Source organism: Scandinavium sp., assembly GCF_032012665.1.
Lineage (GTDB): Bacteria > Pseudomonadota > Gammaproteobacteria > Enterobacterales > Enterobacteriaceae > Scandinavium.
In genome coordinates, this window is the sequence record NZ_DALZVG010000006.1 from 28,258 (window position 1) to 41,842 (window position 13,585).

Here is a 13,585-nt window from a genome sequence, read left to right on the forward strand (position 1 = left end):
ATTTCCTTAGTTCAGCCGCGGGTAAACCCCCGGCCCAATGGGGAGGCCGACAAGATACCACGCCACCAGCATCAGCAACCATACCCCTAAAAAGATAAGCGGATAGGGTAATACCAGAGAATAGTAGGTACCGAGCTTCGCCTCTGGCTTATAGCGCTGGAGAAAGCCGAGAAACAGCGGCACGAACGGAGATACCGGTGCCAGCGGGATCACAGAGGAATCCGCCACCCGAAACAGGATCTGCGCGAACGCCGGGTGAAAGCCAAGCAGCATGAACATTGGCACAAATATCGGCGCCAGAATCGACCAGATTGCCGAGCCGCTGGCGATAAACATGCACAATAAAGAAGAGAGCAGCGCCAGCCCGACAAACGCAGGCACGCCGCTCAAGCCTGCGGCTTCCAGAATATCGGTCAGGCCAACCGCCATAAACTTGCCCATATTGCTCCAGTTAAACATGGCCACAAACTGGGCGAGCGGGAAGACCATGACGATAAACCCGGCCATCTCCTTCATCGGCTCGATCATCAGGTGTGGAATGTCTCCCTGACTGCGGATTTTCTTTGTCGCCAGGCCATACGCCAGCGAGATCACGAAGAAGAAAAAGATGATCAGCGGCACGATGCCTTTAATGAAGGGTGACGGCAGCACGGTGTGCAGGACCGGATCGCGCAGAATGCCGTTTTCGGGAACGATAAGCAGCGCAATCAGACCGATAAACAGCAGCGAGACAATTCCCGCCACCCGCAGGCCAAAGCGCTGTTCGGCGCTCAGGGTTTCCAGCTTTTCCTCATCGTTGCCTTGCCACAGGCCAAGACGCGGTTCGACGATTTTATCGGTGATGAGACCGCCGACAACCGTCAACGCAATTACCGAGCTTGCCATAAAATACCAGTTGTCGATAACGCTGACGTACATCGCGGCGTCCATGGTTTTCGCGGCTTCGGTGCTGATACCGGAGAGCAGAACGTCGGTGGTAACAATCAGCAAATTCGCAGTAAAACCACAGCCAACGCCTGCAATGGCGGTCAGCAGGCCTGCAACCGGATGTCGACCAACGGCGAGAAAGATCAGAGCGCCCATCGGCGGCATGATCACCAGCGCGGCGTCGGACGAAATATGGCTGAAGAAGGCAATAAACAGCACCATATAGCTTGCGTAACGCGCGCTGACGTGGGAAGCCATCTTCACCATCAGTGCGGGCAGCAGCCCGACGCGTTCGGCAAGGCCTGCGCCCAATACCAGCGCGAGGATGGCACCGAGCGGCGCAAACCCACTGAAGTTCTTAATGACGTTCGGCAAAAACCAGTGCAGCCCCTCCACGCTCAGCAGGTTTTTGACCACAACGGTGGTGCCGTTCGCTGGGCTTTTTACGCTCACGTCGAAAGCCGAAAGCGCGGCAGTGGCTATCATCAATGCCGCAATCAGGTACACAAACAGCAGGAAAGGGTGCGGCACTTTATTACCAATCTTTTCTACCCAGCCATACAGCTTACCGGTGGGGGAATGCGAAGGTATGGAAGACATACTCATGGGCGTTCCTCGGGTGTCGTTGTGTTTGTTGTGTTATGAGTTGTTTTATAATGATTATTTAAGTGGTGACGGTGTCACGTTTTTCGGGATCGGACAGTGATATGGCCGCTCCTCAAGCTGCTGTGCCAGCTCTGTCCGGCAGGCTTCCAGCAGTGCCGGGTCATCAAACAGGTTAATGGCCGTTGCGCCCATGATTTTCCCGGCGTGCAGCATGCCTTTATGCGCGATGGATGTGCGGCCCTGGCTGACCAGCTGCCAGGTATGCAGAGGCGTGCCGACGGCAAAACAGGGACTGAAGCACTGCGCGACAGGGGTTTTCCAACTGACGTCACCCACGTCCGTTGACCCCGGCAACACTTCGCTATTGGGCACATACGGCGCAACCTCATCAATAAGCAGCGTTTTCTGATGACGGCGGGCAAAGTTAATACCTTCCTGCGCGCCGGTGCGAGCGATGTTTTGCAGGCTGTTTTGCAGATCGTTTTCGCTTAGCGTGGTGCGAATCGCATGGGCAAATTCCAGTTCCTCTTCACTCCATACTGGCGTGCCGTAGTGCTGAACCGCCTGATACATTGCCGCCTCCAGCGTGCGGTTGGGCAGGTAGCTGGAACAGGCTTTCTCAAAACGACAGCTGACCGTCGTTTCCGTCATCAGCGCCGCGCCCTGAGCAATTTTCTCAATCCGCTGGTAAATCTGCTGAACGTCGGCCATCTCTGGCGCGCGAATCAGGTACAACACTTCGGCCTGCGCCTGCACGACGTTGGGAGAAATACCGCCGGTGTCGGTAATGGCGTAGTGCACGCGGGCTTTTTCGATAATGTGCTCATTGAGGAAATTTGTGCCGGTGGTCATCAGCGTCACCGCGTCCAGCGCGCTGCGGCCTAAATGCGGTGAGTTTGCCGCATGCGCCGCGACGCCGGTAAAGCGCCAGGCGGCCTGAATATTCGCCAGCGTACTGGTGCTGAACATCCCCGCAAAAGCCTCAGGATGCCAGGTGACGGCAGCGTCCACGTCGTCGAACAGGCCTTCGCGCACCATAAAGGTTTTGCCGGAGCCGCCTTCTTCGCCCGGGCAGCCGTAAAAACGCAGCGTGCCTTCACGACCGTTTTGTTCCAGCCATGCTTTAGCCGCAACGGCGGCAGCAAAAGCCGCTGTACCCAGCAGGTTATGTCCGCAGCCATGGCCGTTCGCGCCTGGGGTCGATGAAGTGGGCTCCGCGCAGTGCGCCTGCTGGTTGAGGCCTGCCAGCGCATCATATTCGCCCAGCACGGCAATAACCGGTTTTCCGCTGCCTACGCTCGCGATAAAGGCATTCGGAATACCGCCCGCTTCGCGCGTGATGCTGAAGCCCTCGGCTTCCAGGGCGCTCGCGAGCCGTTCGGCGGACCAGAACTCCTCAAAGCGCGTTTCCGGATGATCCCAAATCTCGTCGGCGATATCGCTGAACTGTTGATGGCGGGCGTTAAGGGTATCGGCTACAAAATCGTATATCTGCTGCATTAATTGACTCCTTTCTGTGCACAGCCCATCGCTACGCGGGCAAGGGTTTCCACGGCGATGCCGAGCACCTGCTCGTCGAAATCGAATTTTTCGTTGTGATGCCCGGCGCTCAGATCGGTCCCGAACACCATGTATGATGCGAGGCCGTTGCGCGCCTGGACGCGTGCCATCATCAGCGTGGCGTCTTCCGATCCTGCCGGAGCGGGCACGTTGTCTATCGCTTTTTCCACGCCGGGCACCTGAACCGCCTGTTCGCGCAGGAAACTTACCCATTCAGGGGAAGGGGAACTTGCCGTCGCTGCGCCCATCAGTTTTACATCGGCGCTCACTTCGTACATCGCCGCAGCACCTGCAATCACGCTCTGAGCCCGGTCAAAAACGTACTGATTGATGGCTTCGCTCTCGCCACGCGTTTCCACTTTGATCAGCGCTGATGAAGGCACTACGTTGCGCCCGGTCCCGGCCTGCATCACGCCAACGTTCACCCGTGAGGCTCCCGCGCTGTGCGGGGCAATCGCGTGCAGGGATATTGCTGCCTGCGCCGCAGCCAGCAGCGCGTTGCGACCCTCCTCCGGTTTTCCGCCTGCGTGCGCGGCAACACCGGTAAAACGCACGTCAAACTTGCTGGTAGCCATAAAGTTATCGGCACCGCACAGAACCGTGCCAGCTTCCACGCCGGTGCCGATATGCACCGCTGTAAAGTAATCCACATCGTCCAGCACGCCTGCGGCGACCATTGCGCGAGCGCCGCGAGTGCCTTCTTCGGCAGGCTGGAAAATCAGTTTGATCGTGCCGCGGAGTTCGCCGGAAAAGTGCTTCAGCACATGAGCAAGGCCGAGACCGATGGCGGTATGCCCGTCGTGGCCGCAGGCGTGCATCATGCCTGCATTACAGGAGGCGAATCCGTCCCGGTGAGGGCGATGACTGTCGTCCTGATGCTCATTGAGGTCGAGTGCGTCCATATCAACGCGAAAAGCGAGAGTCGGGCCGGGACGCCCGGTATTCAGCGTGGCGACCACGCCGGTAAAACCACCTTCGAAAGCAGGCAGCCAGCGCTCAGGCGCACCCTGCTGGCGGGCTCTTTCATATTGCTGCGCAAGAGTCGTTTCATCCGGCAGACCCATCCGGCTCTGCTCATCCACCACATCGCGACCAACGGCCAGCTGATAACCCAGGCCGTCGAGGATCTCCGCCACGCGCGCGGCAGTGCGAAATTCCAGCCAGCCGGATTCGGCATAATGATGAAATTCACGGCGCCAGGCACGCAGATCCGTCGCCAGCGACGCCACATATTCGGTAAGTAATGACATAACGTTTCCTGTTATCGGTAAAAAGTGTGAATCGCTTCACGGTGCGATAGTTTTTACTTATCAGTAATAATTTTTTAACGTTTCGCTCATTACCCTGCCATATCCCTTTGCATTACAGTAGATGCCAGTTTCTTGTGTCTGATAAACAGTGGTTATCGCGGAGCGGGCATGACCTTTCAGGTAAAAATTCATCAAATTCGGGCCTTCGTGGAGGTCGCGAGGCAGGGCAGTATTCGTGGTGCAAGCCGTGCGCTTCAGCTCTCACAGCCCGCGCTCACCAAATCGATAAAAGAGCTGGAAGAGGGGATTTCAGCCCAGCTCTTTATTCGCCGCAGCAAAGGCGTGGCATTAACCGAATGCGGGGAAAGTTTCTACCAGCACGCTAATTTAATTCTGGAAGAGCTGCGTGCGGCGCAGGAGGAAATTCAGCAGCGCCAGGGGCGATTAACCGGGCAGATAAATATCGGGATGGGCGCAAGCGTGGCACGCACGCTGATGCCGCCGGTGATTAACCGCTTTCACCAGCAGCACCCGGGCGTGAAGGTCAGGATCATGGAAGGGCAGCTGGTGTCGATGATCAATGAATTACGTCAGGGCGAACTGGATTTCACCATCAACAGTTATTATAAGGGCCCTTACGATTACGAATTTACGTTTGAAAAATTATTTGAAAAAAACTTCGCGATATTTTCCCGGCGCGATCATCCTGCGCAGGGTGCGCAATCCATTAGTGCGCTATTGAAATATAACTGGACGATGCCGACTCCGCGCGGCAGTTATTACAAACAGCTTGAGGAGTTATTCAGCCATCGGGCACAAATACCGACCGTCGGCGTGGTATGTGAAACGTTCTCATCCTGTATTAGCCTGGTTGCGCAAAGTGATTTCTTAAGTATTTTGCCGGAAGAGTTAGGCACTGACCCGCTGATTGCGCACCGTCTGGTGATGATCCCGGTGGTGGAGCCTTTACCGAAAGCCGCTTACTACCTGATTCAGCGCCGGGATGCGCAGCAGACGCCGCTTGCCGCATCGCTGATTACGCAATTTCGCCGACAAAGTCAGCAATTATTCCAGGGGTGATTATTTATAGCTAAATAAAAAAACAGGATCTGCCGACATCCGCCAGATCCCACAGTATACACAGCAATATTTCCATACCGTCTTCCTGCCCCTGATTCCCCCGTGCAGGTAATACAGTTATAGCGAATTCAGGCATAAATACCAGTTTCTTGGGTGATATATTTCACGTTTCGTTAATAGTGTGTTGCATGTTAACGTCAATTAATTTTAGTTAAGTAATGGTTAACTATTTTTTCCTTTATTCGCTTCACTTTCGAACCAGAATATATTCTTCAGGAAATCTGTTTCCAGAAATAACCAAAAGCGTTGAGCGCAGGACAGGGCGCGGCTATAGTAGCCTTCCGGCAGTGAAGGTAGCGGGAGGAGGTAACGATGAACCCTGACGACAAATTTCTGTTTCTTGACGCCATGGAGGACGTACAGCCCCTGAAGCGTAACAACGAGGCGAACTGGCAGCCAACCCGTAATACCCGTGCTCCGGCCCACATCGACACGCTACAGCTCGATAACTTTCTCACCACCGGTTTTCTCGATATTGTTCCGCTCGACACACCGCTGGAGTTTAAGCGAGAAGGGCTGCAAAACGGCGTACTGGATAAGCTGCGCGCCGGGAAATACAGCCAGCAGGCGAGCCTCACGCTCCTGCGCCACTCCGTGGAACAGTGCCGACAGATGCTGTATGCGTTTATTCTTCAGGCCCACCGGGACGGACTGCGAAACGTTCTGATTGTCCACGGCAAAGGCAAAGCAGATGGCTCACACGCCAATGTTGTTCGTAGCTATCTGGCGCGATGGCTCACGGAATTTGAAGACGTGCAGGCGTTTTGCTGCGCGCTACCGCATCACGGCGGCAGCGGAGCGTGCTATGTGGCGCTGAAAAAATCCGAACAGGCAAAACTGGATAACTGGGAACGCCACGCCAAGCGCAGCCGCTAATGCCACACTGCATCTGGCGCAGCCGGGCAATATCTTAAACGCTTATGCCGGAATGCTTTCCCCTTTACGCAGCGTCAGCACCTCAAAGCCGTCGGCCGTAACGGCAATGGTATGTTCCCACTGCGCCGACAGCTTTTTATCGCGTGTCACCACCGTCCAGCCGTCCTTTTTGGTTTTGATTTTGCTGTCGCCCTGATTCACCATCGGCTCGATGGTAAAGACCATCCCTTCGCGCAGCACGTCGCCAACGCCTGGCTTGCCGTAGTGCAGGATCTGCGGATCTTCGTGCATCTCTTTGCCAATGCCGTGTCCGCAGTATTCGCGCACCACGCTGTAGCCGTTATCTTCAACGTATTTCTGAATGGCGTGCCCGATATCACCGAGCGTGGCGCCGGGCTTCACCACCTGAATGCCTTTCCACATTGCTTCATAGGTTTTGTTCACCAGGCGGCGGGCCAGTGGGGAGACGTCGCCAATCAGGTACATTTTGCTGGAGTCAGCAATCATGCCGTCTTTTTCCAGGGTGATATCGACGTTGACGATGGCTCCGGCACGCAGATGCTCCGTCTCCTTTGGAATACCGTGACACACCACCTCGTTAACCGAGGTATTCAGCACGTAAGGATAGTCATACTGACCTTTGCTGGCCGGGCGCGAATGCAGCTCGTTGACGATAAAATCTTCGACTTTGTTATTGATTGCCATGGTGGTGACGCCGGGCTGAATAAAGACGTCCAGCATGTCAAAGACGGAGGCCAGCAGCTCACCGGCATGACGCTGGCGGGCGAGCTCATCGGCGGTTTTAATGGGAATTGATGGCATTGATCACCTCCAGTAAGCGGTCAGATCCTGATTTCAGCATCATCATTTTGATTTGCTGATAGTTCAGCTCCGGATAGAGTTCGCTCATCATGCCGAGGCGGATCCAGTATTCCGCTTGTGCGTTGACCGAACGCGACATCGCTTTGCTGGCATCACGAATGTCCTCGTGCAGCAGGTCCGAAATTTTGACGATTCCCATAAATATACACACCGTATATGAAACATATATAAATCGTATATTGTTTGCATGAGGATGTCTTTAGTCAATTGTGCGTGGAACGTCGCTCAACCGGGGGGGGGGGGCCACGCCCCAGACTCCTTCCACCGGCGTACGCGCCATCAGCCTGCGCTGGCGCAGCGGGAGAAAGTATCGCTACAGCAACCGAGCCTGAAAGGCCAGCTCTCGTTCTTATTTAGCGACAGGCAGGTCTGAATAGCGCGTAGTATAAGCCGGGGATAGCATTTCACGCTTCATTGCCCAGGGCTTCTGGATACCTTGACCAGCAAACCAGACTTTCCCTTTTCCCGACGCATTAATACCATCGATTACCGTCATTAGTGCAGTGCTATTAGCCTTGGGGGCGAGATCATCAAAAAAATTAAGCTGTGCAGTGCCGCGACTAAAAAAGTCAGCAAGCATTACGCCAGCTTTCATGTAGCGATAACCATCGACCCATATCCGATCCAGTGATTCTGTAGATGCACGTATAATGTCACGTGTATCATTAGAGGGTATCAGTAGTTTCGTAGATGATTGGTTCCCATAATAAATTTCATTATCTGCGTGCGGGCTGGTGCGTAGAAAGACGCTAACAAAAGCACAAAACTGGTGTTCGCTACGTAATTTTTCTGCAGCGCGTTCAGCATAGGTGCAGATAGCCTGGCGCATATCTGCATACTCGGTAATGCGATACCCAAAAGAGCGGCTGCACATAATTTGTTGTTTATTCGGCGCGAACTCCTCAAGCTCCAGACACGATTCACCGCGCAGCTCACGCAGCGTCCTTTCCAGAACAACGTTGAAATGTTTTTTGATGACCCAGGGTGAGCTATTGGCTAAGTCCAGCGCTGTACTGATCCCCATATTGTTCAGTTTTTTGCTGATGCGCCTTCCGACTCCCCATACCTCCTCCACAGGCACGCGATCTAGCAGCTTCCGCTGACGTGATATGTCGGATAAATCAACCACGCCTCCCGTACCCGGCCATCGTTTGGCTGCATAATTTGCTAATTTTGCTAACGTTTTAGTTTGCGAAGCACCGATTCCGATCGTGAGCCCGGTATTTTTAAGCACCTGGTTCCGCATGGCCTTGCCAAATTCTGTCAGCGACATGTAGTTGGCTACGCCGGATAAGTCGATAAAGGCTTCATCGATTGAATAGATCTCAATGGCTGGCGCCATCTCCATCAGCGTCTGCATAACTCGCGCACTGAGGTCAGCATAAAGAGCATAGTTCGAGCTGAATACGTGCACTGCAGATGAGAACGTTTTCTTTTTCAGTTTGAAAAAAGGCTCTCCCATAGCGATGCCGAGCGTCTTTGCCTCTGCTGAACGCGAAATGACGCAGCCGTCGTTGTTAGAGACCACCACCACGGGTTTTCCCTTTAAATCCGGGCGAAATACCGTTTCACATGACGTATAAAAGCTGTTGACGTCGGCCAAAGCAAACATCGTCATTTATGTGACTTCACTGAAAATGTCACTACGCCAAATATTTCGAGATCTTCTGGGTTATGAAATGTAATCGGCGAGTAATTGTCATTATAAGGAACCAGCTGCAAGGCTGGGTGCGTACGTAATTCCTTGACAGTAAACTCGCCGGCTACAGCAGCAATCACAATATCGCCATGGCTTGCCGACAGCGAACGATCAACGACCAGAAGATCACCATCTCCAATTCCAGCACCCGTCATCGAGTCACCGCTTACTTTAATAAAATACGTGGCGCAAGGATGGGCTATTAAAAGCGTATTGAGATTCAGCCTATCTTCGACGTAGTCTTGTGCGGGATTAGGAAAACCACAAGATACTCGCTCCGTAAAAAGAGGAAGATGGATGGCGGGGGCAATCTCTGTGGGATAAAAAAGCTGCATGGTGAGGAACTCAATGTAACTGTGTTTATATACAGTATCACTGAGTTTTTCACACGTTCAACCCTCTTCTAAGCAGGTTTCTGGAACCGTTTGAAGTTGCGAAGAATTTAGGTTTTACCTTGTAAGCAGTAAGCTGAGTAAGTTTGCAGCAGCGAAGTCGTAAGCAGTCGGTATACGCTTACCCATAAACCATAAAAATCCTAAGCCTTTACTGTTTCCAACTTGCCTTTGATAAATGAAACAACTGCATCTATACATTGATTAATCCCAATACAACATTGGGATTTAATAAGACCATTACGCATATTGTATCGTACTCACGTTTACGTCTGTCCAGAATCACCCTTGCTGTCTTTTCTTCACTTTCTTCCCCGTCAATCATTCTGTTTCCGCTTCCTGCGGCTGCCGTAACATTACAGGCCTATAACCCCGTCGATAACGATCAGTTATATGGACACATGTCGGTCTCGGATGGTCTGCTGGTTGATTTAACCGGTAATCAGCTTTTTCAACCCGGAGTGGATGGCTCGGTAAGTACGACGATTGGCACACGCCAGGGGATCAATCGTATTGTTAACGATCGTGGCGTACTGGGTGCCGATGTGGGGAGTATTCAGGACAACCAGTACATCAATATGCGGATTGCCGACGTGACGAACGGTACGCTGAACGTCAATATTGGTCAGAACAATGCGACATCCAGCGCGTCAACCAACGGCCGGACGCTGGCAGCCAAGCAGAGCACGCTGTTCAACGTCGACGGCGGCAGGGCTGAAAAACTATAACGACTGGCTGATCGCCCAGCTTAAAACGGGCAACCTCGACAAAATGCCCTACCTCACTGAATTCAATAAAGCCTTTACCCGCAGTAGAAGCGCAGTGGATTACCGCATTTCCGCTGATGACCCGACGGACGATGTCGCGCAGGCCATCGGCAATCGCATTGTCATTAATGCCAGCGGTCCGAATGCAAGGGTCAATGTGGCTGCCGGAAAAACCCTGGAGATGATTGGCGCCAACGGGGGCGCAATCTGTACGCAGAGGTGGATTATCGCAAAGAATTCAATAGCAATGGAGCCAAAGGCTGGGGTTATACCGGCGGGGTAAGGTGGCAGTTCTGATCGATGGCTCCAGGAAACGGGTACGACAGTATGACTTTCCGTGAGACAGCGCATCGTCGACAAGGGCGAACATGGTGATAATTTTCCGCGATACTGTATAAATAATCAGTATCGCGGAAAGAGGGGGGGATCAAGGCCCGTTTTACCACAAATACTGCACGCCTGCCGACAGGCTCCAGGCCCGGCTCTGCAATCCGCCGCCGCCAGGGCCGTATTCATGGCCATCTTCATCCCACTGGTTTTCATCGCCGTGCTTGTTCGGGTAATAGGTGTATGCGGCTTCGGTAAAGACTTTGGCCTGTGGAGTGACCCAGTATCCCGCATTGACCACGCCCGCCCAGAGCTCGCCACTGTTGGTGCTGGTGGTGGAGGTCGCGTTGGTCATGTAATGGACGTCATGATCCGTGCCGTCTACCCAATGACTGTATTTCAGCAATCCGCTGAGCTCAAACTGCGCCAGAGAATAGTAGCCCGCGAGGCCAATATAGGGGGTCTTAAAGACCTGGCGATAGCCGACTGCGGGCTGTCCTGCCTTGAAGGAACCCTGCTCACGCGGAGCGTTCGGGTCATAGTCACCGTTGGCATCGGTGCCCGCGTAATCATAGGTGCCACCGCTTGCCAGCCAGTTGGTGCGGCTCTCCTGATAGCCTGCCACCGCGCCGAATTTGTAGGAAGGCTGATTGAACATCCAGAAGCGCAGACTGAGATCGTACTCGTTGGCTTCGTTAACGGTCGCCGGGCTTGAGGAACTGTCGGTGTAGTGACTCGAATTCAGATCCTGCCAGTCGTAGTCGTTCATATGACCGCTGCCGGAGGCGAGCGTCGTCCAGCCCCGGGCATTCAGGCTAAGCCAGGGCAGGGCATCATAGTTAGCTTCCGCTTTAATAATGGCGGCATTTTTCAGCTTCCAGTCCAGGCGGCTGAGCTGCTGCCCCTGATAATAGACAAACTCCTTTGATTCTCCGCTGAGGTAGCCCAGGGACGCGTTCAGCGATAGGCCATCATGTTCATATTGCGTCGGTTCACCGGTGAGATAGGGCGTTGCGCAGGTGGAAAAAGAGGCGGTAACGGAGAGCAGAAAAAGTAGCGGATGAGTTTTCATGAGGTCTCGTAGAGGTCAGGGGGCAACGAAGCCGCTGAAGAATACCGAAAGTTTATACGTGTTTGCCCGAAATGCCATTCTGCTGCTTTCACCCCCCTTGTTGACCCACGGTTCAGTCTTCTGTGGCGTAAAATAGTGCTCTGAACACAAAAATCGATCAGGGAGTTGTTGATGAACAAAGTCACAGGATCGCTCAGGAAAAACCTCCTGGCCTGTCTGCTGCTGGCACCGTTAAGCGCTGCGTTTGCTGCTGAAACGGGACAGATCGTCAGTCAATCCATTCTGGCACAGACGGCAGGCCTGCAGGAGGCAGCCAGCCAGTACCGCGTGGAATACCGCTCAATGGATGGCGTGCGAGGAAGAGGGATGCGTGTGGACAGCGCCGCGGTCTTTTTACCCGAAGGCCCGACCCCGGAAGGCGGCTGGCCGGTAGTTGTGTGGACGCACGGCACCGTGGGCATTGCCCATAGCTGCGCGCCGTCTCTGAACCCGCGCACCGCGCGTGACAGCCAGTATCTCAACACCTGGCTTTCGCTTGGGTATGCCATTGTGGCGCCCGACTATCCGGGGCTCGGCTCCGCCGGGCTGCACCACTATCTGGATGCCCGTGCTGAAGCGTGGAGCACGCTCGACAGCATTCGCGCAGCGCTGGCAGCGTTTCCGCTGAAAAATCAGCTGGTGCTGGTGGGGCAGTCGCAGGGCGCACATGCCGCCTTTGCTACCGCCGGTTACCAGCCCGCCTATGCGCCGGAGCTGAATATCATTGGCACCGTACTAACCGGTACGCCGTACTTCACCGCGCAAAGCCAGGTCTCCGGCCTCTTTACCACCACAGGCGATAAGCAGCGCACCGCCGGCGACCCGAAAATCCCTTACGTGTTCTACATTTATCACTCAGCGGCAGACCGGGATCCGAACCTGAAAGCGGCAGACTATTTCCAGACTGCGGCGCTGGCTCTGCTCGGCGAGGCGAAAAGCCAGTGCATAACGCCATTAACGGAAAGCGTGATGAAAGACAAACTGACGATGGAGAACAGCCTCAGGCCGGGGATTCAGGATTTGCTGAACGCCTCCGTCAGTTCGCTTTCGTACCCGACGCTGCACCTGAAACATCCGGTGTTTATCGGCATCGGCGGGGATGACATCAACGTGCCTACAGCAATGCAGCAGCAGTTTGCCCGCGACGTTCGTGCGGCAGGCACGCAGGTGAGCGAACATCTCTATCCGGGCCTCGATCACAGCGGCACCGTTAATCCGTCATTGCGGGACTCCGTGCCATTTGTGCTGGGGTTGAAGGCAGAGAAATAATCCGGTTCAGTCCGCCTTTCGCGCGGGCTGAGTTTTAGCATACTTTAATTATGAAATAACCCTGCTGGCGGTTTTAAAGCGTATTTTCCAGTAATCGTTTTTCAGATCCGAAATCATAACGCCTTTGCTTGTTGAGGCATGCACAAACTGCTCGTTACCAATATAAACGCCGACATGACGCTCACGGGGCGACATTTGAAAGAACAGCAGATCGCCGGGCATGAGCTTAACAGGAGAGGCCTGAGCTCCCTGCTTGATTTGCTCTGCCGTGGTGCGCGCAAGGCGGGTGCGCAACGTATCCGGAAAGGCCGCATGGAATATCTGCTGCATTAATGAAGAGCAGTCAATTTCCTTTTTTGTAGTTCCGCCAAATTGATATTTCACGCCCTGCCAGTGGGAATATTGTGAGAGTATCTTCTTGCGAATATCCTCTTCTTTGACTTTGGTGTGAGAAGGCGTTCGCTCGACGTTAATATAAAAATTTGAGGCTTTTACATCAGAAGAAAGAAACAGTGATAATAAAAAGCAGAGCGTTATAAATGGATAATACATAGTTAATTAGTTCATGTGAAAAATAAAAAACGGGGTGTGGTTAAAAAGTAACCTGATGGGGAGGGGGGGACAATATTACTAGTACTAAAAAATGGAATGCAGAATATGACTTTCATTTGCCAGCGCCATTTGGCCCACTCCCCCTCGATAGCATTGTGCTGGCAGTATGAGCTGATAACTTCCTCCCGCTCCGAACGTGAAAGCCGCACGTTGGCTCCAGGTCTGCC

The 13,585-nt window shown here is 53.7% G+C and carries 14 protein-coding genes; 5 read left to right on the forward strand and 9 right to left on the reverse strand.

Annotation, left to right across the window (positions count from 1 at the left end; translation table 11 throughout):
• Positions 1-6: 6 nt before the first annotated feature.
• From abgT to RTU33_RS07245, 3 genes are read right to left on the reverse strand one after another with little or no spacing between them, the layout of a single operon-like run.
• The gene (gene abgT, locus RTU33_RS07235; RefSeq protein ID WP_312626308.1) at positions 7-1,533 is read right to left on the reverse strand and encodes a p-aminobenzoyl-glutamate transporter; all 1,527 of its coding nucleotides are present in this window, start codon (positions 1,531-1,533) and stop codon (positions 7-9) included.
• A 54-nt stretch (positions 1,534-1,587) separates the two neighbouring features.
• A complete protein-coding gene (locus RTU33_RS07240) occupies positions 1,588-3,033 on the reverse strand; it encodes a M20 family metallopeptidase (RefSeq protein WP_312626309.1) in 1,446 nt (481 codons plus the stop codon).
• Complete coding sequence (locus RTU33_RS07245; protein ID WP_312626310.1) at positions 3,033-4,343, reverse strand: M20 family metallo-hydrolase; 1,311 nt, start codon at positions 4,341-4,343, stop codon at positions 3,033-3,035. Before RTU33_RS07245 ends, RTU33_RS07240 begins: the two co-directional genes overlap by 1 nt.
• Positions 4,344-4,511: 168 nt before the next feature.
• On the opposite strand from RTU33_RS07245, the gene RTU33_RS07250 reads away from it, so the two are divergent.
• Positions 4,512-5,423: a LysR family transcriptional regulator gene (locus RTU33_RS07250; RefSeq protein WP_312626311.1), complete on the forward strand. Its 912-nt coding sequence runs from the start codon at positions 4,512-4,514 to the stop codon at positions 5,421-5,423.
• Between the two features lie 372 nt (positions 5,424-5,795).
• On the forward strand, positions 5,796-6,359 hold the full coding sequence (smrA, locus tag RTU33_RS07255) for a DNA endonuclease SmrA (RefSeq protein ID WP_312626312.1): 564 nt from the start codon (positions 5,796-5,798) through the stop codon (positions 6,357-6,359).
• Positions 6,360-6,401: 42 nt separating this feature from the next.
• Here smrA and map read toward each other — a convergent pair whose 3' ends face one another.
• From map to umuD, 4 genes are all read right to left on the reverse strand, one after another.
• Positions 6,402-7,181: a type I methionyl aminopeptidase gene (map, locus tag RTU33_RS07260; RefSeq protein ID WP_312626313.1), complete on the reverse strand. Its 780-nt coding sequence runs from the start codon at positions 7,179-7,181 to the stop codon at positions 6,402-6,404.
• On the reverse strand, positions 7,162-7,380 hold the full coding sequence (locus RTU33_RS07265; RefSeq protein WP_097163124.1) for a ParD-like family protein: 219 nt from the start codon (positions 7,378-7,380) through the stop codon (positions 7,162-7,164). The genes map and RTU33_RS07265 overlap by 20 nt, the downstream gene beginning before the upstream one ends.
• 210 nt (positions 7,381-7,590) lie before the next feature.
• Entirely contained in the window at positions 7,591-8,853 is a 1,263-nt protein-coding gene (gene umuC / locus RTU33_RS07270) for a translesion error-prone DNA polymerase V subunit UmuC (protein ID WP_312626493.1), read from the reverse strand.
• A gap of 2 nt (positions 8,854-8,855) precedes the next feature.
• Positions 8,856-9,275, reverse strand: a complete 420-nt coding sequence (gene umuD, locus RTU33_RS07275) for a translesion error-prone DNA polymerase V autoproteolytic subunit (protein ID WP_312626316.1) — start codon at positions 9,273-9,275, stop codon at positions 8,856-8,858.
• A 458-nt stretch (positions 9,276-9,733) separates the two neighbouring features.
• On the opposite strand from umuD, the gene RTU33_RS07280 reads away from it, so the two are divergent.
• Both RTU33_RS07280 and RTU33_RS07285 read left to right on the forward strand, forming a co-directional pair.
• Positions 9,734-10,060 carry a hypothetical protein gene (locus RTU33_RS07280; protein ID WP_312626317.1) on the forward strand — a complete coding sequence of 109 codons (327 nt, stop codon included), beginning with the start codon at positions 9,734-9,736 and terminating at the stop codon, positions 10,058-10,060.
• Positions 9,966-10,382: a hypothetical protein gene (locus tag RTU33_RS07285; protein ID WP_312626318.1), complete on the forward strand. Its 417-nt coding sequence runs from the start codon at positions 9,966-9,968 to the stop codon at positions 10,380-10,382. The genes RTU33_RS07280 and RTU33_RS07285 overlap by 95 nt, the downstream gene beginning before the upstream one ends.
• A gap of 156 nt (positions 10,383-10,538) precedes the next feature.
• On the opposite strand, the gene RTU33_RS07290 is transcribed toward RTU33_RS07285, so the two are convergent.
• Positions 10,539-11,498: an omptin family outer membrane protease gene (locus tag RTU33_RS07290; protein ID WP_312626320.1), complete on the reverse strand. Its 960-nt coding sequence runs from the start codon at positions 11,496-11,498 to the stop codon at positions 10,539-10,541.
• Positions 11,499-11,669: 171 nt separating this feature from the next.
• On the opposite strand from RTU33_RS07290, the gene RTU33_RS07295 reads away from it, so the two are divergent.
• Positions 11,670-12,806 carry an alpha/beta hydrolase gene (locus RTU33_RS07295; RefSeq protein ID WP_312626321.1) on the forward strand — a complete coding sequence of 379 codons (1,137 nt, stop codon included), beginning with the start codon at positions 11,670-11,672 and terminating at the stop codon, positions 12,804-12,806.
• A gap of 48 nt (positions 12,807-12,854) precedes the next feature.
• Here RTU33_RS07295 and RTU33_RS07300 read toward each other — a convergent pair whose 3' ends face one another.
• Entirely contained in the window at positions 12,855-13,358 is a 504-nt protein-coding gene (locus RTU33_RS07300; protein ID WP_312626322.1) for an NlpC/P60 family protein, read from the reverse strand.
• Between the last annotated feature and the right edge of the window lie 227 nt (positions 13,359-13,585).

Excerpts from the sequence above, each read along its gene's own strand:
- RTU33_RS07265 (WP_097163124.1), bottom strand. The coding sequence starts at position 7,380 with ATGGGAATCGTCAAAATTTCGGACCTGCTGCACGAGGACATTCGTGAT.
- RTU33_RS07245 (WP_312626310.1), bottom strand. The coding sequence starts at position 4,343 with ATGTCATTACTTACCGAATATGTGGCGTCGCTGGCGACGGATCTGCGT.
- RTU33_RS07300 (WP_312626322.1), bottom strand. The coding sequence starts at position 13,358 with ATGTATTATCCATTTATAACGCTCTGCTTTTTATTATCACTGTTTCTT.
- umuC (WP_312626493.1), bottom strand. The coding sequence starts at position 8,853 with ATGTTTGCTTTGGCCGACGTCAACAGCTTTTATACGTCATGTGAAACG.
- RTU33_RS07285 (WP_312626318.1), top strand. The coding sequence starts at position 9,966 with ATGCGACATCCAGCGCGTCAACCAACGGCCGGACGCTGGCAGCCAAGC.
- umuD (WP_312626316.1), bottom strand. The coding sequence starts at position 9,275 with ATGCAGCTTTTTTATCCCACAGAGATTGCCCCCGCCATCCATCTTCCT.
- map (WP_312626313.1), bottom strand. The coding sequence starts at position 7,181 with ATGCCATCAATTCCCATTAAAACCGCCGATGAGCTCGCCCGCCAGCGT.
- RTU33_RS07240 (WP_312626309.1), bottom strand. The coding sequence starts at position 3,033 with ATGCAGCAGATATACGATTTTGTAGCCGATACCCTTAACGCCCGCCAT.
- RTU33_RS07280 (WP_312626317.1), top strand. The coding sequence starts at position 9,734 with ATGTCGGTCTCGGATGGTCTGCTGGTTGATTTAACCGGTAATCAGCTT.
- RTU33_RS07290 (WP_312626320.1), bottom strand. The coding sequence starts at position 11,498 with ATGAAAACTCATCCGCTACTTTTTCTGCTCTCCGTTACCGCCTCTTTT.
- smrA (WP_312626312.1), top strand. The coding sequence starts at position 5,796 with ATGAACCCTGACGACAAATTTCTGTTTCTTGACGCCATGGAGGACGTA.
- abgT (WP_312626308.1), bottom strand. The coding sequence starts at position 1,533 with ATGAGTATGTCTTCCATACCTTCGCATTCCCCCACCGGTAAGCTGTAT.
- RTU33_RS07250 (WP_312626311.1), top strand. The coding sequence starts at position 4,512 with ATGACCTTTCAGGTAAAAATTCATCAAATTCGGGCCTTCGTGGAGGTC.
- RTU33_RS07295 (WP_312626321.1), top strand. The coding sequence starts at position 11,670 with ATGAACAAAGTCACAGGATCGCTCAGGAAAAACCTCCTGGCCTGTCTG.